Source organism: Sulfurimonas sp., assembly GCF_026988655.1.
GTDB lineage: Bacteria > Campylobacterota > Campylobacteria > Campylobacterales > Sulfurimonadaceae > Sulfurimonas.
This window is the reverse complement of record NZ_JALSKT010000021.1, coordinates 1-19955: the sequence shown is the minus strand read 5'-3', so window position 1 is coordinate 19955 and position 19955 is coordinate 1. Positions and strand designations below refer to the sequence as shown.

General features: G+C 33.9%; 22 protein-coding genes and 3 tRNA genes. 20 read left to right on the top strand and 5 right to left on the bottom strand.

Going from position 1 to position 19955, the window contains the following annotated elements:
* Positions 1-44 precede the first annotated feature (44 nt).
* The 7 genes from MV052_RS02555 (at position 45) to MV052_RS02525 (ending at position 3235) form a co-directional block, all read left to right on the top strand.
* Positions 45-121, top strand: a tRNA-Arg gene (locus tag MV052_RS02555).
* A gap of 66 nt (positions 122-187) precedes the next feature.
* A tRNA-Met gene (locus MV052_RS02550) sits at positions 188-264 on the top strand.
* A gap of 90 nt (positions 265-354) precedes the next feature.
* The gene (locus tag MV052_RS02545; protein WP_297440678.1) at positions 355-975 is read left to right on the top strand and encodes a porin family protein; all 621 of its coding nucleotides are present in this window, start codon (positions 355-357) and stop codon (positions 973-975) included.
* Positions 976-1044: 69 nt separating this feature from the next.
* A tRNA-Arg gene (locus MV052_RS02540) sits at positions 1045-1120 on the top strand.
* 83 nt (positions 1121-1203) lie between these two features.
* Positions 1204-1842, top strand: a complete 639-nt coding sequence (locus tag MV052_RS02535; RefSeq protein WP_297440676.1) for a hypothetical protein — start codon at positions 1204-1206, stop codon at positions 1840-1842.
* Entirely contained in the window at positions 1835-2317 is a 483-nt protein-coding gene (locus tag MV052_RS02530; protein WP_297440674.1) for a hypothetical protein, read from the top strand. The genes MV052_RS02535 and MV052_RS02530 overlap by 8 nt, the downstream gene beginning before the upstream one ends.
* Positions 2318-3235, top strand: a complete 918-nt coding sequence (locus tag MV052_RS02525; protein WP_297440672.1) for an esterase-like activity of phytase family protein — start codon at positions 2318-2320, stop codon at positions 3233-3235.
* On the opposite strand, the gene trpA is transcribed toward MV052_RS02525, so the two are convergent.
* Positions 3225-3965, bottom strand: coding sequence for a tryptophan synthase subunit alpha (gene trpA / locus MV052_RS02520; RefSeq protein ID WP_297440670.1), 741 nt, complete (start codon positions 3963-3965; stop codon positions 3225-3227). The genes MV052_RS02525 and trpA overlap by 11 nt on opposite strands.
* On the bottom strand, positions 3965-4372 hold the full coding sequence (locus MV052_RS02515; RefSeq protein ID WP_297440668.1) for an Hpt domain-containing protein: 408 nt from the start codon (positions 4370-4372) through the stop codon (positions 3965-3967). Before MV052_RS02515 ends, trpA begins: the two co-directional genes overlap by 1 nt.
* A 78-nt stretch (positions 4373-4450) precedes the next feature.
* Between MV052_RS02515 and panB the strand changes: the two genes are divergently transcribed.
* From panB to MV052_RS02500, 3 genes are read left to right on the top strand one after another with little or no spacing between them, the layout of a single operon-like run.
* Positions 4451-5242, top strand: coding sequence for a 3-methyl-2-oxobutanoate hydroxymethyltransferase (gene panB, locus MV052_RS02510; RefSeq protein ID WP_297440666.1), 792 nt, complete (start codon positions 4451-4453; stop codon positions 5240-5242).
* Between the two features lie 18 nt (positions 5243-5260).
* Complete coding sequence (gene ruvB, locus MV052_RS02505) at positions 5261-6274, top strand: Holliday junction branch migration DNA helicase RuvB (protein ID WP_297440664.1); 1014 nt, start codon at positions 5261-5263, stop codon at positions 6272-6274.
* Entirely contained in the window at positions 6274-7326 is a 1053-nt protein-coding gene (locus MV052_RS02500) for an AI-2E family transporter (protein ID WP_297440662.1), read from the top strand. Before ruvB ends, MV052_RS02500 begins: the two co-directional genes overlap by 1 nt.
* Here the strand turns inward: MV052_RS02500 and MV052_RS02495 are convergent.
* Together MV052_RS02495 and waaC are read right to left on the bottom strand one after the other, a co-directional pair.
* Complete coding sequence (locus MV052_RS02495) at positions 7323-8213, bottom strand: lipid A biosynthesis lauroyl acyltransferase (RefSeq protein WP_297440660.1); 891 nt, start codon at positions 8211-8213, stop codon at positions 7323-7325. The genes MV052_RS02500 and MV052_RS02495 overlap by 4 nt on opposite strands.
* Complete coding sequence (gene waaC, locus MV052_RS02490; RefSeq protein ID WP_297440658.1) at positions 8203-9207, bottom strand: lipopolysaccharide heptosyltransferase I; 1005 nt, start codon at positions 9205-9207, stop codon at positions 8203-8205. The genes MV052_RS02495 and waaC overlap by 11 nt, the downstream gene beginning before the upstream one ends.
* A gap of 89 nt (positions 9208-9296) precedes the next feature.
* On the opposite strand from waaC, the gene MV052_RS02485 reads away from it, so the two are divergent.
* From MV052_RS02485 to ftsH, 8 genes are all read left to right on the top strand, one after another.
* Positions 9297-10202: a PDC sensor domain-containing protein gene (locus tag MV052_RS02485; RefSeq protein WP_297440656.1), complete on the top strand. Its 906-nt coding sequence runs from the start codon at positions 9297-9299 to the stop codon at positions 10200-10202.
* Positions 10202-10813: an imidazole glycerol phosphate synthase subunit HisH gene (gene hisH, locus MV052_RS02480; RefSeq protein ID WP_297440654.1), complete on the top strand. Its 612-nt coding sequence runs from the start codon at positions 10202-10204 to the stop codon at positions 10811-10813. Before MV052_RS02485 ends, hisH begins: the two co-directional genes overlap by 1 nt.
* Before the next feature lie 20 nt (positions 10814-10833).
* A complete protein-coding gene (locus MV052_RS02475) occupies positions 10834-11886 on the top strand; it encodes an AAA family ATPase (RefSeq protein WP_297440652.1) in 1053 nt (350 codons plus the stop codon).
* Complete coding sequence (locus MV052_RS02470) at positions 11880-12482, top strand: hypothetical protein (protein ID WP_297440651.1); 603 nt, start codon at positions 11880-11882, stop codon at positions 12480-12482. The genes MV052_RS02475 and MV052_RS02470 overlap by 7 nt, the downstream gene beginning before the upstream one ends.
* Position 12483: 1 nt before the next feature.
* Complete coding sequence (hisA, locus tag MV052_RS02465; RefSeq protein WP_297440649.1) at positions 12484-13194, top strand: 1-(5-phosphoribosyl)-5-[(5-phosphoribosylamino)methylideneamino]imidazole-4-carboxamide isomerase; 711 nt, start codon at positions 12484-12486, stop codon at positions 13192-13194.
* A 69-nt stretch (positions 13195-13263) separates the two neighbouring features.
* Positions 13264-13638, top strand: coding sequence for a chemotaxis response regulator CheY (locus tag MV052_RS02460; RefSeq protein ID WP_297440647.1), 375 nt, complete (start codon positions 13264-13266; stop codon positions 13636-13638).
* Positions 13638-14480, top strand: coding sequence for a 50S ribosomal protein L11 methyltransferase (locus MV052_RS02455; RefSeq protein WP_297440645.1), 843 nt, complete (start codon positions 13638-13640; stop codon positions 14478-14480). The genes MV052_RS02460 and MV052_RS02455 overlap by 1 nt, the downstream gene beginning before the upstream one ends.
* Before the next feature lies 1 nt (position 14481).
* Positions 14482-16455: an ATP-dependent zinc metalloprotease FtsH gene (gene ftsH / locus MV052_RS02450; protein ID WP_297440643.1), complete on the top strand. Its 1974-nt coding sequence runs from the start codon at positions 14482-14484 to the stop codon at positions 16453-16455.
* 18 nt (positions 16456-16473) lie between these two features.
* Here ftsH and MV052_RS02445 read toward each other — a convergent pair whose 3' ends face one another.
* Positions 16474-18819 (bottom strand): tetratricopeptide repeat protein, encoded by a 2346-nt coding sequence (locus tag MV052_RS02445; protein ID WP_297440642.1) that lies wholly within the window; start codon positions 18817-18819, stop codon positions 16474-16476.
* Positions 18820-19041: 222 nt separating this feature from the next.
* Here MV052_RS02445 and MV052_RS02440 point away from each other — a divergent pair, with 222 nt between their 5' ends.
* Both MV052_RS02440 and MV052_RS02435 read left to right on the top strand, forming a co-directional pair.
* Positions 19042-19731, top strand: coding sequence for a phosphoglycolate phosphatase (locus MV052_RS02440; protein ID WP_297440641.1), 690 nt, complete (start codon positions 19042-19044; stop codon positions 19729-19731).
* Positions 19718-19843: an FAD-dependent oxidoreductase gene (locus tag MV052_RS02435; protein WP_297440640.1), complete on the top strand. Its 126-nt coding sequence runs from the start codon at positions 19718-19720 to the stop codon at positions 19841-19843. The genes MV052_RS02440 and MV052_RS02435 overlap by 14 nt, the downstream gene beginning before the upstream one ends.
* Positions 19844-19955: the final 112 nt, after the last annotated feature.

Sequence of the window (19955 nt, the reverse complement as noted above, 5' to 3'; positions counted from 1 at the left end):
CTAATGCTGCTATAATTTCGGTCTCTTAACATTAGAGATGGTGTGCGCTCGTAGCTCAGCTGGATAGAGCACTGGTTTGCGGTACCAGCGGTCACACGTTCGAATCGTGTCGGGCGCACCATTACTATAAACAGAACTACAACAATTTTACTTCACTTTTAAAATCTTGAATTAATCTTATAAACGTCGCGGAATAGAGCAGTTCGGTAGCTCGTCGGGCTCATAACCCGAAGGTCACAGGTTCAAATCCTGTTTCCGCAACCAATTCATCATAAAAAAATCCCAATTTTTAATTATATTTATATATACTCTATACTACAATGTCGTTTGTAATTCTAAATTTAGGACATTAATATGAAATTTTTATATTTTTTAGCTTTTTCTAGTCTTTTTGTGCTTTCTAGTGCAGCATATGCAGAAGAAGAAAAGAGCTTAGAAAAAGGTTCTCGTACGCATATTGAGGCAAAACATCATAAAGAAGGCAATCTTTATATCGTAGGTAAAGGTTTACTTACTCTTGGGGATAATTTTACAGAAGAAGCAAAAGGCACTGAGCCTGAAGCAAAACTTAGTGGTAATACTGGTGGAGGTATTGGCATAGATGTAGGTTATCGAATGGGCTATGGTTTTGCAGCGGAATTAGATTTTTCTTATGCGCAGACTAGAGTGAAAAAAAGTGTTGTTGGCGAAGAAGATATCACTGCTGATGCAGATTATTATAGTTATGGTCTTGACTTGCTTTATGGCTATCATATTAATGAAGAGTATGTGATATTTGGAAAAATAGGCTGGGAAATTGAGCAAGAAGAAATTTCTGATTATGATATTAGTGGAACAAACAATGGCTTTGCATATGCTGTGGGGTTTGAGTATGCTTTCACTGAGCATTGGGCATTTGTAGGAGAATATGAAGGTTCGCTTATCGAAGGACCTCATGGCCCAAGTATCTTTGCTGGTGCTAGTTACACTTTTTAAAATCTAAGATAAATATTAAAAGTTATGAAAAACTTAATTCTTTTTAGTTTTTCATAAATCTCACTATATCTCCTTATCGCTTAACTGGATAAAGCAGGGCCCTCCTAAGGCCTAGCTCGAGGTTCGAGTCCTCGTGGGGAGACCATCCATTTCTTACTTTTATCTCTTTTTATATAAATTTTGGTTATAATTATGTTTTTAAATATATATAATTTAATAGGAATTAATATGAAAAACTCTTATATTAGGTCATTATTTTTACTTACTTTTTTTCTACTTTTTACAACTTCGCTAAATGCAGGTGAAGTAGATAATTATTATGCATGGGGAGGTGAGATACAAGACTCTTCAAAGCCTTTTAACAAATATCTAAACGCAGCGATTGATGATGCACTTGGAAGTGTAAATAAAAAATGGGATACACCAAGTTGTGAAGAAGCTGCTATGACTATAATGAAAAAATTAGGTAGCAATAATTATCTCATTAAGCGTGTTGGTGCACTTAATGCTGACTTGGAGATATGGGCACAGGATAATCCTGAGATAGACAAGATTCCACGTCAGGGGGAATCGCTCGATGATTATGTTTTACATAGTATCTATGCGCCTAAATTAAAAATTTTTGGAGTACCTTCAAAACTTGATGTAGTGGTGAATGTAGGTGGTGTTTATTTTTGGACAGATAAATTAAGTAATTTCTTGGGTTCTGGATTTGAAATATTTAGACGAAAACTCTCCTACTATGGCAGAAGCTTTGAGTGTCAAGTGGGGTGTGAAGATGGAAAATGGCATAATCGGTCTTTCTGCTGTAGGTGTTTTTCCCTATGCAGATTTAGAATCAAACTTTCAAGGTTTGAAAATGGCTGAAAATTTTTGTACAGCTCAAAATCCAAAACTGCAACTTCTTGGTAAAAACTGGGTTTTAGCTGAAGATATTGATTTTTGTGATTATGTAAATCCTAATTGGGATGAATCATTTTATAACTCAACTTACACCGATAAAAGACTTGCATCTATTAAAGAAAATGTAAAAAGATTGGGAATATATGAATGTTCACAAACGCAGTGGGTAAAAGATTTTTTTGCTAAATACAAACACAATTATGTAGATGATTATGAAGTTAAAAAATTTGTAGATACGAGCTTATCCACAAAATTACTTCATATGACACAAGATGTTGATATAAATAAGTTAGACGAAAAAGACTATTATGCTTACGCTAACTCTATTGGGTTACCTTTGACGTATGAAGAGTATCTTGAGTTTACGGATGGCTTAGATTTAATGCTCCAAAGTGATGTTACAGTAGCAAAACTTAGCGATATTAACGCAAGCGAATAAATGCTAAAACTGATTTTTATTTTCACTCTTCTTGTTCTAAACGCAGTAGCACAGATTACTGCGTTTGATATAAGACCTTTTCATTATAAATCTTCCACAGACAATAAAATAAAGGTTCTTGATGCTAAACTGCTTCACATCGAGGCACTTAATGGCGTAAAAGTCTCAGAACTCTCTGGTCTTGCTTATAGAAATGGTGTTGTTTACGCTGTAGGTGATAAAGGTTACTTGTATACTTTTTCTATAGATGTAAAAAACTCAAAAATTGACAAACTAATCCTTACGAAAGCGTATCGCTTACAAACGAAAAATGGGAAAAAGTTAGATTCTTATGACTCAGAAGGGCTTGATTTTATGGGAGATGATTTACTTATCTCATTTGAGAGAAAGCATCGTGTAGATTTATATACAACAGATGGTATTAAAATCAAAAGTATCAAAATAAATAACAAACTCAAAAAATTAGATAACTATAAAAGTGAAAATAAAGGTCTTGAATCAGTGACCTTTAACTATCTGTATGGCGTTGTAACAGCACCTGAAAAACCATTGATTAATGTAAATAAGAGTTACCATAGACTTTATACCAAACATGATATTTATAAATTTAAGGCTAAAGGGAGTGTTACGGGGTTGGAATTTATTAATGATACAAAAATTTTAGTACTCTTACGAAATTTTAATTATTTAACACGAAGAAGAAAAACTTCACTTGTTTCAGTTGATTTGAATGACTGTGATACGCATCATGTATGTAAAAGTGAGCTTTTAGCTCTGTTTGATTCTTCTAAAGGTTGGCATATTGATAACTTTGAGGGCTTGACTAAAATAGGAAAAAATAAGTTTTTAATGATAAGCGATGACAATGACAGCTTTTTTCAAAAAACACTTTTAGTGCTTTTTGAAATTAGGAATTGATTTCGTTTTTGATCATTCTTGAAAGTTCACAACACTGATCAATCTTTTGAGTATAAGAGAGTTCATTTTTTAATAAAATGTTGACAAAAGCACTTCCGACGATAACACCATCCGCACCTTTGACCTTATCTTTAGCTGTTTTTTCATTAACACCAAATCCAACATAGACAGGCGTTTGTGAATATTTTTTTATAGAAGCTAAAAAGGGCTGTAAGTCTTCTGCTGCTCCAGAACCTGTGATCCCTGTATAGGCAACCATATAGATGAATTTTTTTGCATCAGTGACTACTTCTTTTATACGTTGCTCGGTATCTGTTGGTGCAACAAAAGAGATATTTGCCATATTGTTTGTATCAAAAAGTTTTGTATACGCAAGAGCTTCTTCATGTGGTACATCAGGAATAATAAGTCCGTTAACACCTATCTCATTTGCTAAAGGTAAAAGTTTTTCTAGATTTTGTTGATAAAAGCTGTTAAAATATCCCATCCATAAAGTATCTACATGTGGTGCTACTTCTTTTGAAATTTCTATTAGGTCTTTAAATTTAAAACCGAGTTCAAGAGCTTTATGATTTGCTTTTTCTATGAGTGGTCCATCTGCAACGGGGTCTGAAAAGGGAACACCAAGTTCTAGTGTATCAACGCCATTTTCTCCAAGCGCTAGGCTCAAGTCTATTGTAAAAGATTTTTCCGGATATCCGGAAGTAATGTATGCTACTAAGTTTTTCATTATTGTTTTTTATCCAAATCAGGTGTATTAAATAAAGAGAAGTTTATTTTGCTGAGTTCATTATCAAGTTTCAAATCATCTTGCCATGTTGCAAACATATCGCTGACTTCAAGGAGCCAGTCTATAGTTTCTTGATTGACAGGAGTTTCTTTTTTTCTCAAGGCTTCAAGTTCGTCTTCTACAAACGCAGCAAGTTTATTCATAGACATTATTTGCAAATATCCAGAAGCAGACTTGATGTTGTGAAATACGCGAAAAAGTTCATTGATACTTCTTACGTACATATTTGGTTTTGAGAGGTCAATTATCATAACTTCCATGCTTTCAACCATCATTGAATAGTGGTCTAGAAACTCGTCAACTATTTCAAAATCAAAGTTTGCATCTAAATCACTTCTTATGCCCATAAAATAATTCTCCTATATAGTCCAAATTATAGCAATATTTAGTTAAAATACTTTTATTAATAATAAAAGAGTATTCAAATGAGTAAAAAATTGACAATTTCTTCTATAAAAAAGTCTAAAGGCTTAAAGCCTTTGGTTATGATTACTGCCTATGACGCACTTTTTGCGAGGTTAGTGAGTGAAAGTGCAGATATGATTTTAGTTGGCGATAGCTTAAATATGAGCTTCGCAGGTAAAAGTGATACAATCTCTGCAACACTTGATCAAATGATATATCATACAAATGCAGTATGCATGGGAGCACAAAATAGCTTTGTTGTTTGTGATATGCCTTTTGGAACATATATAGATAAAGAGACAGCATTGCAAAACGCAATTAAGATTTTTCAGCAAACACAGGCAGATTGTGTGAAGATTGAGGGTGGAGTAGAAAAGGCTGAAGTTATTCAACATTTGAGTGACAATGGTATTGCTGTTTGTGGTCATATCGGTTTACTTCCTCAGTCTGTGAGAAGTGAGGGTGGCTATAAAGTAAAAGGAAAAACATCAGAGGAGAAAATTTCAATCATTGAAGATGCCAAGGCGGTTGAGCGTGCAGGTGCATTTTGTATGGTGATTGAGGGCACGAAAGCTGATGTAGCCAAAGAAGTAGCACAAGCAGTCTCTATCCCTGTTATAGGGATAGGAGCAGGTGCAGATGTGGATGGACAAGTTTTAGTTTTTTCGGATATGCTTGGATTGTTTGAAGAATTTACTCCTAAATTTGTTAAAAAATACCTTGATGGAGCGACGCTAGTAAAAGATGCTTTGGCAGATTATGCTGATGAAGTTGTAAATAAAAAATTTCCAACAGAGGAACATACCTATTAATGTTAATGAGAAAAACTAATGGATAGAGTTGTAGATATAGAAACATTTTCTCTTGAGGATGAAAGTAGTGAAGTAACGCTACGTCCTGATGCTTGGAGCGAATACATTGGACAAGAGCAGATAAAGAAAAATCTTTCGGTTTTTATCGAAGCCTCTAAAAAAAGAGATGAAGCACTTGATCATGTACTGTTTTACGGTCCTCCTGGGCTTGGAAAAACTACACTTGCTCTTATTATTGCAAATGAAATGAATGCAAATATCAAAGTGACAGCAGCACCAATGATAGAAAAAAGTGGTGATTTAGCAGCAATTTTGACCAATCTAGAAGAGGGTGACATACTTTTTATAGATGAGATCCATCGTCTTTCTCCTGCTGTTGAAGAGATACTTTACTCATCAATGGAAGATTATCGTATTGATATCATCATCGGTAGTGGACCTGCTGCGCAAACGGTAAAGATTGATTTGCCGAGATTTACACTTATTGGTGCGACAACACGTGCTGGAATGCTTTCAAATCCTTTGAGAGATAGATTTGGTATGAGTTTTCGTATGAACTTTTATGCAAATGATGAACTTGCCCGTATTATCATGCAAGCATCAAACAAACTTGAACGTGAAATAGCCAAAGAAGCGGCGATTGAGATTGCTAAACGCAGTCGTGGTACACCAAGGATTGCACTGCGTTTACTGCGTCGTGTAAGAGATTTTGCAGAAGTTGCTGATGAAGATCATATAAATCATACGCGCACACAATACGCTTTAGATGAGCTTGGCATCAATTCTCATGGTTTTGATGAGATGGATTTACGTTTACTGACCTTACTTGCAAGTTCTAATGGACGGGCTATGGGTTTAAGCACAATTGCAGCAGCGCTTAGTGAAGATGAGGGAACGGTTGAGGATGTGCTTGAACCATATTTACTTGCAAATGGCTACCTGGAGAGGACAGCAAAAGGACGACGTGCAACACCAGCAACTTACGATGTTTTAAACATCAAAAATGCAAACGAAGACGGGACACTTTTTTAATGAAAGCACAATACTTTACTGCAATTTTATTTGTTATTGCACTTTACTGGATGTATCTACTGTATGCACCATTTTTAATGGTTATGACAATTGCTGCGCTCTTAGCAGTTTCAACAGCAACGCTACAAGAGTATTTTGAAAGAGTCTTTCACTCAAAACTTGCTGCAGCATTAGTTTCGAGTTTTTTACTTGCTGCACTTTTCTTTGCGCCACTTGGTTATTTCTTAGCAAACCTTACAATAAAGCTCAATAACCTTGATCCTGGAACACTACAACATATTGAAAATTACATTGAAAATTTCATCGCTACTCCACCTGAATATTTACAGTTTATCAAACCAGATTTTTCAGATACCCTAAAAGATCTGGATATGAACACTATCACGACTTTTATTTTGGCTATGGCAACAAAAATAGGTAGTTTTAGTGCAGGCTTTGTAAAAAATGCTTTTTTGGTAATCATTTTTTACTTTTTTGCGCAATATAATGGTACAACGATTGTGACATTTTTAAAAAGAATTGTTCAAATGTCAGTTGAAGATAGTACCCTTCTTGTGCGTGAACTCTCTTCTGTTATGAGTGTAGTCTTTTACTCGATTATTGCCACGGCAATGTTTGAGGGTGCGCTCTTTGGTATTGCGCTCTCTTTTATGGGTTATAATGGCTTACTCTTTGGTATTATGTATGGTTTTGCTTCATTGATCCCAGTGATAGGCGGGATGGTTATGTGGCTGCCATTTATGATTTATGAGTTTTCTATGGGAAATAATAACCATGCAATTTTCATTGCAGTTTATTCAATTGTTGTGATTTCAATTATAGCTGACACATTTATCAAGCCATTAATTATTAAAGAAATTAATAAAAAACTTCTAAAAGAGGATGATACAAAACTCAATGAACTTGTAATTTTCTTTGCTATTATCGCAGGATTGACAACTTTTGGTTTTTGGGGAATGATTTTAGGACCGGCTATTACTGCCTTTTTCCTAACAATTTTAAAGCTTTTTGAAGCACGCTCAAAAGAGTGCACAACAGAGCAAAAGGGCTAAACGCAGCTTTTGTATATTTCTGGCTTATCGCCTTTCCATCTTCGGTGCAGCCAAAACCAAAACTTTGGCTCTTTTGTAACAATAGAGCTAAGCCAATTAGCTTGTAATTGTGTTGCTTTTAAAATATCTGCTGCTTCATCTTCACTTCTCTCAACTGGAATTTCATCATGCACTATAAGCTCATAATGCTCTTCATCATCAGTTCGGATACTAATGGGAACAATGGCAGCATTAAACTTCCTAGCTAAATATGCTGGAGATGAAGTTTGTCTTAATGGTTTACCTAAAAAATTAATGACAAGACCTTCTCTCTTATTTATATTTGTATCGATAAGAATACCACTTGCTTTGCCTTGTTTTATAAGTTTGATAAGCGGCTTGATGACGTTGCTCTTTTCCAGGTTTGTATTACCAAATCTCGATCTTGCATCTAAAAGCCAAGTTTCATATTCGCTGTTTTTCATTTTTTTGTAAACCCCTGTAAGAGGTTCTAAAAAGTGACCAACACTCACAGCTCCAAGTTCCCATGCACAGTAGTGTGAAGCAATGTAAATGATAGCACGTTCTTCTTGATGAATTTTATCGACTATCTCTTTGTTTTTTACAGTGACTTTTTTAGTTAAATCAGCTTTTGACATATGTCGAAATTCCATAAGGTGCAAAAAGTTATAGAGTAGGTTTTTAAAGCTGTATTTTGTAATGTGTTTTATCTCTTCTTCACTCATAGAATTATCAAAAGCATAGTTGAGGTTTTGTTTGACAATGCATCTATATTTTTTTGCTCCAAGATAAGCTACATATGCTAAAAAGGTAAAAAAGCTTTTTCTTGCTTTTGCAGGCAGAGCCATAAGGATTTTTTCTAATATTAAAAGTGCTTTATATCCCATCGTAGAGTAATTCCTTTGCTTTTTTTACGACATCTTCATAAGGAATATCTCGAATTGAAAAATCATTTTTATTAATTTTTAAGATATTAACTTCTGAGTGTGATTTTATACCAATATTTTTTGGTGTTTCATAAATCATACGTTTGTTTGTTGGACCCAACAAGGTGATAGAGGGAATGTTTTGTGCCCAAGCCATATGCGTTGGACCTGTATCATTACCTATAAGTAAATCCATATTTGAGATAAAAGAGACAAGCTCATGGAGTTTTAAAGAAGGGGCTAGCGTGGCAAATTTGCATTGCTCTACGATCCATTGTGCTTCATTTTTTTCTTTCTCATTCCCCCAAATAATATAACACTGTTCTTGTAGTTCATTGCAAATTTTAGCGACAAGTTCTTTTGGATATATTTTGGATTCCCAAGAAGCCCCAATAACTAAGGCAATATTTTTTTTATCACTTAAAAGTTCGAAATTTTTTGTTATAGGAAAGATAGCCTCTTTAGTTAAAATCATTGCATCACTAATTTCAAATCCTAGTGCATCTGCTACAACAAAAGCGTTGCGTTTAACAACATTCTCTTGATAAGGAATTTTTGAAGTTGTTTTGTAGAGTAGTGCAGCTAAAGGTTCTCGTATAGAATTTTTATCAAAACCATGCGTGTTTTTACCCAAAATTCTTGCAACTATGGCAGATTTGATTAGCCCTTGTATATCGATAATAATATCATAGTGATCAAGGGCTTTGAGTTTTGAAATATTTTTATAAAGTAAGCCGAGACTTTTTTCTTTTTTTAGTTTTTTAAGGTTAATAGCATAAACATTGTCAATGTCTGGATGGGACAAGAGGATATCACTAAAAGCCTCTTCTACTATCCAATCTATGACTGCGTTTGGAAAGTGTTGTTTGATAAATTGAAGCACTACAGCGCTATTTACAATGTCCCCAAGTGCTGAGAGTCTTACAATTGCAATTTTTTTGATTGGTTTATTCATTGCTCGTATTATATCAAAGATAAAATTATCTTTTTGTTATAATCTCTTGGATATAATTCAAAATAAAAAAATAAAGAGGGAGGAGATGTATGGTACCAGTAGATATTAAGCATTTTGCTGAAGGAAGAACAAAAGCGAGGGCATATTTTTGTTATCTTTTTTCAAAAAATATACCAAATAGACTTCCATCTTTAACACAAGAGATGATTATACCAAACCTTTTGAAAATCAAAGCAGATTTGGAAAATAGTGATGGTGTATATCTTTTAGATGCAAAAGGTGTTCAAGTTAGTCCAACATATACAAAGCAAGGGATCAACGAGAATGATGTAGGAAAAATTCGTGCTGACCGTGCTTATTATTATCGTGCGGTAAGAGAAGAGCGATGTACCATTACTGATCCATATCCATCCTTGATTACAGGTGAACTCACAGTTACTGCATCTGCTCCAATTTATGATGAGAATGAAAACCTTAAATATGTTGCTTGTTTAGATATACCACTGGATGAGGTTTTAAAAGTTTCTCAGCTTAGTAAATATGACCAAATTTTTGGAGAGTTCTTTAAATATGCTTATGCTTCTTTTTCTATAGCTTTGGTGGGTATCGCCTTATTACTTTTTGTTAAAGGGATTGAGAGTTTTTTCTCTTATGGATTTAATCCCTCTGGATTTGAAGTCAAAGATGTTTTTGAAGCAACTATCTTACTGACACTCTCTTTAGCGATATTTGATCTTTCTAAGACCTTGATTGAAGAAGAGATTTTAGGACGATATAAAGAGCATGATATCTCAGGACCGCATAAAACTATGGTCAGGTTTTTAGGCTCCATTATTATTGCACTTTCAATAGAAGCTTTGATGCTGGTGTTTAAATTTGCCATAACAGATCCAAACAAACTGCTTTATGCAATGTATATTATCGGCGGTGTTGGCGTTCTTATAGTAAGTTTAGCTATTTATATAAAATTTACAAAATTAAAGATTGATGAATAATGATAGCAATAGTTGATTATAATATGGGAAATTTGGCGAGTGTGCAAAATGCTTTTGCAAAATTAGGGTGCCAAACTGTAGTTGAGAGCAATCCTCAAAAGTTTCATGAATATGAGAAATTAATTCTCCCTGGCGTAGGTGCCTTTGGTGATGCGATGGAGCATCTACGTGAGCGTGATATGGTTGAGGCTATAAAAGCATTTGCTCAAAGAGGCAAACCAATGCTTGGCATCTGTTTAGGAATGCAGCTTCTCTTTGAGAGTAGCGAAGAGTTTGGAGAATATGAGGGACTTGGTCTTATAAAAGGAAAAGTAAAACATTTTGATACTATAAAATTTGATGAGCCATTAAAAGTACCTCATATGGGTTGGAACAGAATGTTTACAAAAGAACATCCTTTATTTAAAAATCTTGATGATGAACATTATCTCTATTTTGTGCATACATACCATGTTGTATGTGCAAATGAAGATGACATCATTGGGGAGACTTTTTACGGCTATAAGTTTACTTCTGCCGTTGCTCATAAAAATATCATGGGTATTCAGCCCCATCCAGAAAAAAGCCATAAAAATGGTTTGCATATTTTAGAAAATTTTATTAACTTGTAAAAAATCATAAGGAGAAGCCAATGAGTGAACACTTTATTAAAACAATAGAAATTGAAAATTTTAAATGCTTTAAAAACTTTAAGGCCAAAGGTTTTCAAAGAGTGAACCTTGTTGGTGGGAAGAATAATGTTGGAAAAACTGCTTTTTTAGAGAGCTGTTATATTATATCTAATTATGCAAGTAGGCTATTAAGTAGTAATAAGTTTACTCGTAATTTTGGCGCTAGTAGGATTGATAAAGAATGGCAGTTTTTTGAAATTATTAAAACATTAATTACTATTCAGCAAAACAGAGAAAGTGTCGAATTTTACACTGCATGGATTAAAAGCGAAACAAAACTTCCAACTTACAAAGAAGCTATGTTTGTTTTAAATGATAGATTTAAAATAACCTTAGATGAAGATTCTATATTACCTGAGTATAAATACAATAATTGGTCTTATTATAGTAATAATAATAAAATTTCTTCTTTTCATGAAAACAAATATTTTCATACTATTTACCAAAAAAACAATCCACCTCTTATTATAAATACAAACTTTATAACACCGTGCAATAGTGATAATTTCAGTTTAAAAGATATGATAGATACATTGAAACTGGACGATAAGCATGGAATAATTATAAAGATTTTAGATAAGACATTTGGAGTCACTGATATTGATATTATTAAGAACAAAATGATGTTGAAACAAGATGGGAAGTATTATAGTTTAAATGAATATGGTGATGGAATTAAACATTTTATTTCAATTGTACTTGCATTGAGTGTAAACGAAGGTAATGTAATTTATTTGGATGAAGTGGAAAATGGTATTCATTACACATTATTTGATGATTTATGGAAGGTGATTTTAGAAATATCTAGAGAATTAAATGTTCAAGTATTTGCAACAACACATTCTAAAGAGTGTATAAAATCTTTTTCTCGTGTAGCACAAAATTTACAAGAGAGTGAAGTAACTTTTACACAGCTTAAAAGGATGGAAGATGATTCCATTAAAGCAGGAATATACGAAAGTGATGTTTTTTTTAATGCTATTAAACAAGAACATGAGGTTCGAGGATGGTAAAAAAAGTTGCTATATTTCATGAAGGTAAAAGTCGAAAATCAGCTGATGAAGAATTATTAAATTTGCTCATTAAAGATTTACAACTTGACATAGAGAGAGTAAAGTTTTTTGGAATGAAGAGTAAAAGTAATTTTTTTAAAATTGATGATACAAATTATAAAGAACTACAACACGATATAGAATTAGAAAATATTTCTAAAATTCTTTTTGTTTTAGATGCAGATTATGAAAAGAATGATAGACTTTACGGTGGATATAGTAATACTCAGAGAGAGATTGAAAAAATAATTAAAAACTTAAAGTTAGAAGATTCTGCAGATTATTTTATCATGTGTGATCCAAAAACAAAATGTGGATATCTTGAGTCATTCATACTTGCAAGTATTCCAGCGAAGGAAAAAAGGTGTATTGAAGAGTTTTTAGATTGTTCCAGTTTTAAATCAAAAGAGAATGATAAAGCTATTTTAAATCAGATTTATAAAATAGCATATCCTACAGCGCCATTTGGCTTTTCGCATGAAAATTTTGATAATTTGAAAGAAAAGTTGCATAACTTATTTGCTAAATCTGATGATAAAATAAAAAAGGAAAAATGACATGACTTTATACCCAGCGATAGATTTAAAAGATGGACAGGCAGTACGCCTTACAAAAGGCTTGATGGATAGTGCAAAAATATACTCAAACGAACCATTTGAACTTGTAAAAAAGTTTGAAGAAATGGGTGCTGAGTGGGTACATTTAGTTGATCTAAATGGTGCTTTTGCAGGTGAGCCAAAAAACCTTGAGCAAATTGTAAAAATAAGAAAAAACTCTAGTGTCAAGCTTGAACTTGGGGGTGGTATACGTGACGAAGCTACAATTCAAAAGATGCTTGAAATTGGGATTGATAGAATTATATTAGGTTCAATTGCAGTAAAAGATCCACAATTTGTAAGAGATATGGCGGCTAAATATCCCATAGCAGTTGGAATTGATGCTATTGATAGCTATGTTGCTGTTGAAGGTTGGGGCGAAGTCAGCTCAATGAGGGCAACTGACTTAGCTAAAGAGTTTGCCAATGCAGGAGTTGAAGCGATTATCTGTACCGATGTAGGTAAAGATGGAACCCTTAGTGGGGTGAATGTAGATTTTACCCTAGATATTGCAAGAGCAAGTGGCATTAGTACCATTGCAAGTGGTGGTGTTAAAGATGAAGATGATATTAAGGCACTTATAAAGACGAATGAAGTGGATGGTGTTATCATAGGTAAAGCGTACTATGAGGGAAAATTAGACTTAGCTAAAATGTTCAAACTATTAAATTAATAGAAAAACAAACAGATTTTAGCTATTATTACTTATTAAATTTGCAAATTATATATAAAAGGATTTCAATTGAAATTACTTGTTGTTGATGACAGTTCTACAATGCGTCGTATTATTAAAAATACATTGGCTCGTCTTGGTTATAAAGACATTTTAGAAGGTGCGGACGGTGTTGAGGGTTGGGCACAAATGGATGCTAATCCAGATATTGACATGTTGATAACTGACTGGAATATGCCAGAGATGAATGGTCTTGAATTAGTGAAAAAAGTTCGTGCTGATGAGCGTTTTAAAGATACACCTATTATCATGGTAACAACTGAGGGTGGAAAAGCTGAGGTTATCACAGCGCTTAAAGCCGGTGTTAACAACTACATCGTAAAACCTTTTACACCTCAAGTGTTGAAAGAAAAACTAGGTGCAGTGATGGGTGTTAGTGAATAATGCAAGAGCATTATTATGAGCTTAGTGTAAAAGTATCTTCACATCATGAACTTTATGCAGACTTTTTAGCGGACACTTTGCCCGTAGGTTTTGAAGAAGTTAATGATGGTTTTATCATTAGAAGTGAAGAAGAACTTGAGACTATCGTTTGGGGACTTGAACAGTTTACAGAAGCTTTACAAAAAGCACTCCACGAAAATATTGAGATAGAATTTGAGCAAAAAAAACTTCAAAATAGTGATTGGGTTGAGTCTTACAAAAATAGTATTCAAGCACTTGCTATTGATAAATTCTACATCCATCCAACTTGGACAGATAAACATCCTGATTTGATTAACATTGCTATTGACCCTGCATTAGCATTTGGAACAGGGCATCATCCTACAACTGCAGCATCACTACGCGCAATATCAAAGTATGTAAAACCTGGTGATAAAGTTTTAGATGTAGGTTGTGGAAGCGGGATCCTTGGTATGGCTGCAATGAAGCTTGGTGGAGTTGTAGATGCTTGTGATACTGACTCGGTTTCAGTTGAAAACTCTATAAAAAATGCAAAACTTAATGACTTAGAATTTCATTCAATATGGGAAGGTTCTGCATCAAACTTGTCCCAAAAGTATAATGTTGTAGTGGCTAATATTGTAGCTGATGTTTTGACATTTATCGCAAATGATTTAAAAAAAGCATTGGCTGGGGATGGGATACTTGTTTTATCTGGTATCTTGGATAAATACGAAAAAAAAGTCTTGAGATATTATCAAGATTGTGAAATAATAGAAAAAATAGCTCAGGACGAATGGGTTACTTTAGTTTTAAAAACAAAAGAGAGCAAAGAGAAATAGTATGGCAAATAATGAAAATAATAATAAAAACGATAACAATAATTTCTTTAATCAGAATCCCTTAATAACTTTTGCAATTTTTTCAGTTGTAGTTATATTACTTTTTAAAGTAATGGTTGGCGATGGAGCGGGATCGAACGGTTCTGCAATGGGAACAGCTACTGCAAAGGTTCAACCTGTTGATTATTCAGAATTAAAATCTTTAGTGAAATCTAAAAGCATTAAAAAAGTGGAAATTGGTCAGAGTTATATTCGTGCAAAGTCTTCTGATGGCACAAAAATCTATACAACTCGAATAGTTAAGGGTGATACTGAATTAGTAAAACTTCTTGACAAAGAAGGGATTGATTATACTGGATTTAGTGAAACAAACTGGTTTACTGAGATGTTTGGATGGTTATTTCCTTTTTTAATTATCATAGGTATCTGGATGTTTTTTGCAGGTAGAATGCAAAAAAGTATGGGTGGTGGACTGCTTGGTATGGGCAACTCTAAAAAACTGATTAATTCTGAAAAGCCAAAAACAAAATTTGATGATGTAGCTGGTGTTGAAGAAGCAAAAGAAGAAGTACAAGAGATTGTTGACTTTTTAAAATACCCTGGACGTTACGTGGAAATTGGTGCAAAGATTCCAAAAGGTGTCCTTCTTGTAGGTTCACCCGGTACTGGTAAAACTTTACTTGCTAAAGCAGTTGCAGGTGAAGCAGAGGTACCATTTTTCTCAGTTAGTGGTTCAAGTTTCATTGAAATGTTTGTGGGCGTTGGTGCTGCTCGTGTAAGAGATTTGTTTGAACAAGCAAAAAAAGATGCTCCAAGTATTATCTTTATTGATGAGATTGATGCGATTGGTAAAAGTCGTGCGGCTGGTGGTGTGATGGGTGGAAATGATGAGCGAGAACAAACGCTCAATCAACTCCTTGCAGAGATGGATGGTTTTGGGACAGATACTCCTGTTATTATTTTAGCGGCAACAAATAGACCAGAGATTCTAGATCAGGCACTGTTACGTCCAGGACGTTTTGATAGACAGGTTTTAGTTGATAAACCTGATTTTGAAGGTCGTATAAAAATACTTAAAGTGCATGTGAAAAATGTGAAGATTGCAAAAGATGTAGATTTAGAAGAAATCGCACGTCTTACAGCTGGACTTGCAGGAGCTGACTTGGCAAATATTATCAATGAAGCAGCTCTTCTTGCAGGAAGAAAAAGTCAAAAATCTGTAAAACAACAAGATATGTATGAGGCTGTAGAGAGAGCTTTAGCAGGACTTGCTAAAAAATCTCGCCGTATTAATCCAAAAGAGAAAAAGATAGTTGCCTACCATGAAAGTGGTCATGCTTTACTAGCAGAGACAACGAATGGAGCGAAGAAAGTTTCTAAAGTCTCTATAGTTCCTCGCGGACTAGCTGCTCTTGGATATACGCTTAATACTCCAGAAGAAAATAAATTTATGATGCAAATGCATGAGCTGTGGGCAGAAGTGGATGTACTTCTTGGTGGACGTGCAGCTGAACAAGTGTTCATAGGAGAGATATCAACAGGTGCTGGTAATGACCTTGAACGTGCGACTGATATTATCAAATCTATGGTTCAGACTTATGGTATGAGTGATATAGCTGGTTTAATGGTCTTAGAAAAATCTCGCCAATCATTTTTAGGTGGAGCACAACAATCTTCTCGTGAATACAGTGATAAAATGGCACAAGAGATGGATGAGTACATAAAAACTTCTTTAGATGAACATTATGCTACTGTTGTTGCTCGTTTAGAAGAGTATAAAGGTGCTATTGAAGATATGGTGGCACTTCTGTACAAAAAAGAAAACATTACAGGTGAAGAAGTACGTGACATTATCATTGCATTTGAAAAAGAAAATGGTATAGAATCAAAAGTTGCGGGAGCACCAGAAAGCATTGAAGAGGAGTTGAAGGAAGATAAGTCAATGAATCGAGATGATGAAGGTAATGAAAAATAAGCTTATTTTTCTCTCTTCTTATTTTTCTTGAGGATGCTGCTTTTGATAAAGCAGTTTATCCTTGTCGATGTCAAATTCAAAATAATTAGAACTAAATCCATCTTTTAAAATCCTACTTAACTCTATCGTAGCTCCCTCATTGTTCTGAATCTCCATATACAGTAAAGCTAAAGCATATCTACTCTCATAAAAGCTTTTGTTTTTCATCTTTGAGAGCTCTAATAGTGCTATAGCATTACCGTGGTGATTTGCAGCCGTAGAGGCAACTGCAGCAAGATACAGTGTATATGAATCTCTAACCTTGAGTTCATCTATAAGGTGGTTATAAAGCGTATAAGACTCTTCAAATGCTTTGTCATATAAAGAGGCAAGGGCTAGTCCACTTTCTATCTCTTGGGTATATTCATTTGTTGTATCTAGTTTATCTTTTAGCTGCTTACGAAGGTAGAAGAGTTGACCGGTAATGAGATTTTCTTGAATATAAAGATATCTTGTAATGTAGGGACCAAAATACAAATCATTGAAATGAAATTTTTGTTTTTTTAGGTATTCATTCACTTTCTCTGCATATTTTGCCGGTTTGAGTTTGTAAAATTCACTGTCGATATACATCAAATGAGGAAGAATATCATTTGGAAATAAAATAGTAAGCTTATTTGCTGCTTTTTGTGCTGCTTTATAGTTATGTAAACGCAGTCCTATAATATGATTAAGAGCTAGATAGAGTGGTCTTTGTTTGTAGGTATTGTCCAACCAATCAACAGTTGCTACAAAGTTATTTGCACTAAGATGCAGAAGTGTGTTGTAGAGCTCTATTTTTTCACTTTTTTCTTCTAAAGCTAGTGAATCTAGCAAGATAGATTTTAGTTTTTTTGTATCTTTGTTGATCAGTTGTCCACTCATAATGGCATAAACGCCTGAGAGGTAGTTTTTTGCATCTAAATGGTAAGAGCGTAAAAAATGTTTGTATGCATTATTCATATCTCCAAGTTGTGCGTATGTTAGTGCAAGATTATAATGAAGTATAGAGTGTTTAGGCTGTGTTTTTATAAGTTTTTGCAACTCTTTGTTTGCTTCACGTATTTTAAGTGCAAGAGCCTTTTTTATGGCTCTTGTGACGCCTATATTCACACTTGAAGAAGAGGAACTGCGTTTGAGATACTTTTGTGCAGATTCTACATTGTCGATGTAGATATTTGCATTTCCTTTTCGAATATAACTAATGGTTTGATTTGCATTAAAAATTTTATAAGGCGAGAAGTAAAAAATCTTTTGGTAGATAATGTTTTTTGATTCAAGAATATTGGAACGATAAAGTTGCTGCGCTTTTTGTGGATCAAAGAGTGAATCTTTGAGTTTTACTCTAATAGGGTAAGACTTATAAACTTCAAGAGGGAACATATCTGTGACATTTTTTATTTGCATTGCTGCATCTTGCATATGTCCAGCTTTGAGCTGGATAAGCCCAAGAGCTAGTTGTGCTTTTGCGGGCTGAATATTTTTAATGATGGCATTTTGAAGATTTTCAACTGCAAGAGAATAATCACCGATGCGAGCATAAAGAAGTGCTTTAGAAAAAACATCCTCACCATCATCAATTTTTTCCATTGCATCAAGCGCATCATAGTTATTGTCATAGAGTGCATTAATCTTTGCTTTAAGATGGTTTTGTGTCTCCGGATACGTCTCTAAAGTAGAGTGTTTGAGTGAACTAAGAGCAGCAAGATAATCTTTGTTATAGTATCGTATAAGTGTATAGTAGTAAGAGTAAAGTGGCGAATCAATTTCATAAGGAAGGTAGGCGTAGGCTAGGTCAATATAGTATTGAAAACTCTCTTTATCATTTAAATACAAAGAACATACAGCTGCGTTTATGGCACTAACACATATTTTTTCTTTGTTATTGATCGCCTTTTGAAAAGTTTCTAAAGCAGTTTTGTATTGTTTATCTTTAAATTGTGCAACGCCAAGATTATACTCTGAGATCGCTTCACTGTATTGTGCAATATTTTCATAGAGTGTGAGTGCTTTTTCTTTTGAACCATTGGCATAGAGATAATTGGCTTTTGCTATCATGTTCTCTAGTTTACTTGGCTCAATGGTAGGAACGTTGCTTTTTTGAAGTTTTTCATCGATAGAATCAAGATTTATAGCGCTATGCTCTTGTGATTTTTTAAACATCATTAGTAAAACAGTGACAACAATAAGTAGAACAACTATGACAGTTATTCCCCCAAAGAGGATTATCTTTTTCTGTTTTTCATCTTCATCGTCAATGTTTATTTTATTTTCAGAACTTGCTTGAGAATCTAAAGCAGCATCACTATCTTCAATAATGATTATATCTTCATTTTCTGCAGCCATAGACACCCTTGTTTATATGTATTTTTGGTATTTCTTAGTCTATATTTAAGCAAATAAGATACCAAAAAAAGATTTGTTCTTATTGTAGCAAAAAGAGGTTATAAAAAGCAGACTAATCGTGAACAGCTTAAGGAAAAAATGATATTATTTTCTAAATTAAAAATCCCATTTGAGATTTACATAATGGGTGTTATAATTTTTTATCTAATTTTGAGGTTTGTATTGAATATTTATAATAAAAAAGTGATAATTTTTGATTTTGATGGCACTTTAATTGACAGTGTTCCTGATTTGACCTTGGCTGTCAATCATATGCTAAGAGCATTGAGTAGAGACCCTTTTAGTCAAGAGTTAGTACATTCATGGGTAGGAAATGGTGCGCAGACACTGGTGAAGCGTGCCTTGTTAGGAAAGAGTGAAGTAGATGAAATTCTTGATGAAACTCTGTTTCAAAAGGCTTTAGATATCTTTTTAAACTATTATGGGAAAAATGTTTGTATTCATACTAAGCTCTATCCAAATGTGATAAAAACCCTTATCTCTTTGAAAGATCGAGGTTTTAAACTTGCAATTGTGACAAACAAACCTGTCGCATTTGTAGAACCTATTTTACAAGGTTTGGCACTTGATGAGTATTTTGAATACTACATTGGTGGGGACTCCTTGCAGCAAAAAAAACCAGATCCAGAGCCATTGCTTCATGTATGTAAAAAGATGGATATTTCTGTCTCAAACGCAGTAATGATAGGGGATTCAAAAAATGACATTATTGCTGCTTCAAACGCAGCTATGGACTCTATCGGGGTGAGTTACGGGTATAATTATGGGCAAAAGATTGATATTTATGAGCCTAATGCCGTAGTAGATGACATTTATGAAATAGTAGAGATTCTTGGATATGCAAAAAAATAATCTAAAAGTAGGCATAATTGGCGGGGGAGTTGCTGGCTCTTCCATGGCGATATATTTGAGTGAAATTGGCGTAGATGTAACGCTGTTTGAAAAATCAAAAATTTTGGCTTAATGAAAAATACTGGGGTCTGAATAATCATTTTTTCTTATAACTTACTAAATAATCATCGACCATCTTTAGCTTTAAACTTTTAGTAAATCCATTATGTATTTTCAATAGTTTT

Bases quoted from the DNA above. Each gene is read 5' to 3' on its own strand.
- ruvB (WP_297440664.1), top strand. From the start codon at position 5,261: ATGGATAGAGTTGTAGATATAGAAACATTTTCTCTTGAGGATGAAAGT.
- MV052_RS02485 (WP_297440656.1), top strand. From the start codon at position 9,297: ATGGTACCAGTAGATATTAAGCATTTTGCTGAAGGAAGAACAAAAGCG.
- MV052_RS02535 (WP_297440676.1), top strand. From the start codon at position 1,204: ATGAAAAACTCTTATATTAGGTCATTATTTTTACTTACTTTTTTTCTA.
- MV052_RS02455 (WP_297440645.1), top strand. From the start codon at position 13,638: ATGCAAGAGCATTATTATGAGCTTAGTGTAAAAGTATCTTCACATCAT.
- MV052_RS02500 (WP_297440662.1), top strand. From the start codon at position 6,274: ATGAAAGCACAATACTTTACTGCAATTTTATTTGTTATTGCACTTTAC.
- waaC (WP_297440658.1), bottom strand. From the start codon at position 9,207: ATGAATAAACCAATCAAAAAAATTGCAATTGTAAGACTCTCAGCACTT.
- MV052_RS02515 (WP_297440668.1), bottom strand. From the start codon at position 4,372: ATGGGCATAAGAAGTGATTTAGATGCAAACTTTGATTTTGAAATAGTT.
- trpA (WP_297440670.1), bottom strand. From the start codon at position 3,965: ATGAAAAACTTAGTAGCATACATTACTTCCGGATATCCGGAAAAATCT.
- ftsH (WP_297440643.1), top strand. From the start codon at position 14,482: ATGGCAAATAATGAAAATAATAATAAAAACGATAACAATAATTTCTTT.
- MV052_RS02445 (WP_297440642.1), bottom strand. From the start codon at position 18,819: ATGGCTGCAGAAAATGAAGATATAATCATTATTGAAGATAGTGATGCT.
- hisA (WP_297440649.1), top strand. From the start codon at position 12,484: ATGACTTTATACCCAGCGATAGATTTAAAAGATGGACAGGCAGTACGC.
- MV052_RS02545 (WP_297440678.1), top strand. From the start codon at position 355: ATGAAATTTTTATATTTTTTAGCTTTTTCTAGTCTTTTTGTGCTTTCT.
- MV052_RS02475 (WP_297440652.1), top strand. From the start codon at position 10,834: ATGAGTGAACACTTTATTAAAACAATAGAAATTGAAAATTTTAAATGC.
- panB (WP_297440666.1), top strand. From the start codon at position 4,451: ATGAGTAAAAAATTGACAATTTCTTCTATAAAAAAGTCTAAAGGCTTA.
- MV052_RS02530 (WP_297440674.1), top strand. From the start codon at position 1,835: ATGGCTGAAAATTTTTGTACAGCTCAAAATCCAAAACTGCAACTTCTT.
- hisH (WP_297440654.1), top strand. From the start codon at position 10,202: ATGATAGCAATAGTTGATTATAATATGGGAAATTTGGCGAGTGTGCAA.
- MV052_RS02495 (WP_297440660.1), bottom strand. From the start codon at position 8,213: ATGGGATATAAAGCACTTTTAATATTAGAAAAAATCCTTATGGCTCTG.
- MV052_RS02435 (WP_297440640.1), top strand. From the start codon at position 19,718: ATGCAAAAAAATAATCTAAAAGTAGGCATAATTGGCGGGGGAGTTGCT.
- MV052_RS02470 (WP_297440651.1), top strand. From the start codon at position 11,880: ATGGTAAAAAAAGTTGCTATATTTCATGAAGGTAAAAGTCGAAAATCA.
- MV052_RS02525 (WP_297440672.1), top strand. From the start codon at position 2,318: ATGCTAAAACTGATTTTTATTTTCACTCTTCTTGTTCTAAACGCAGTA.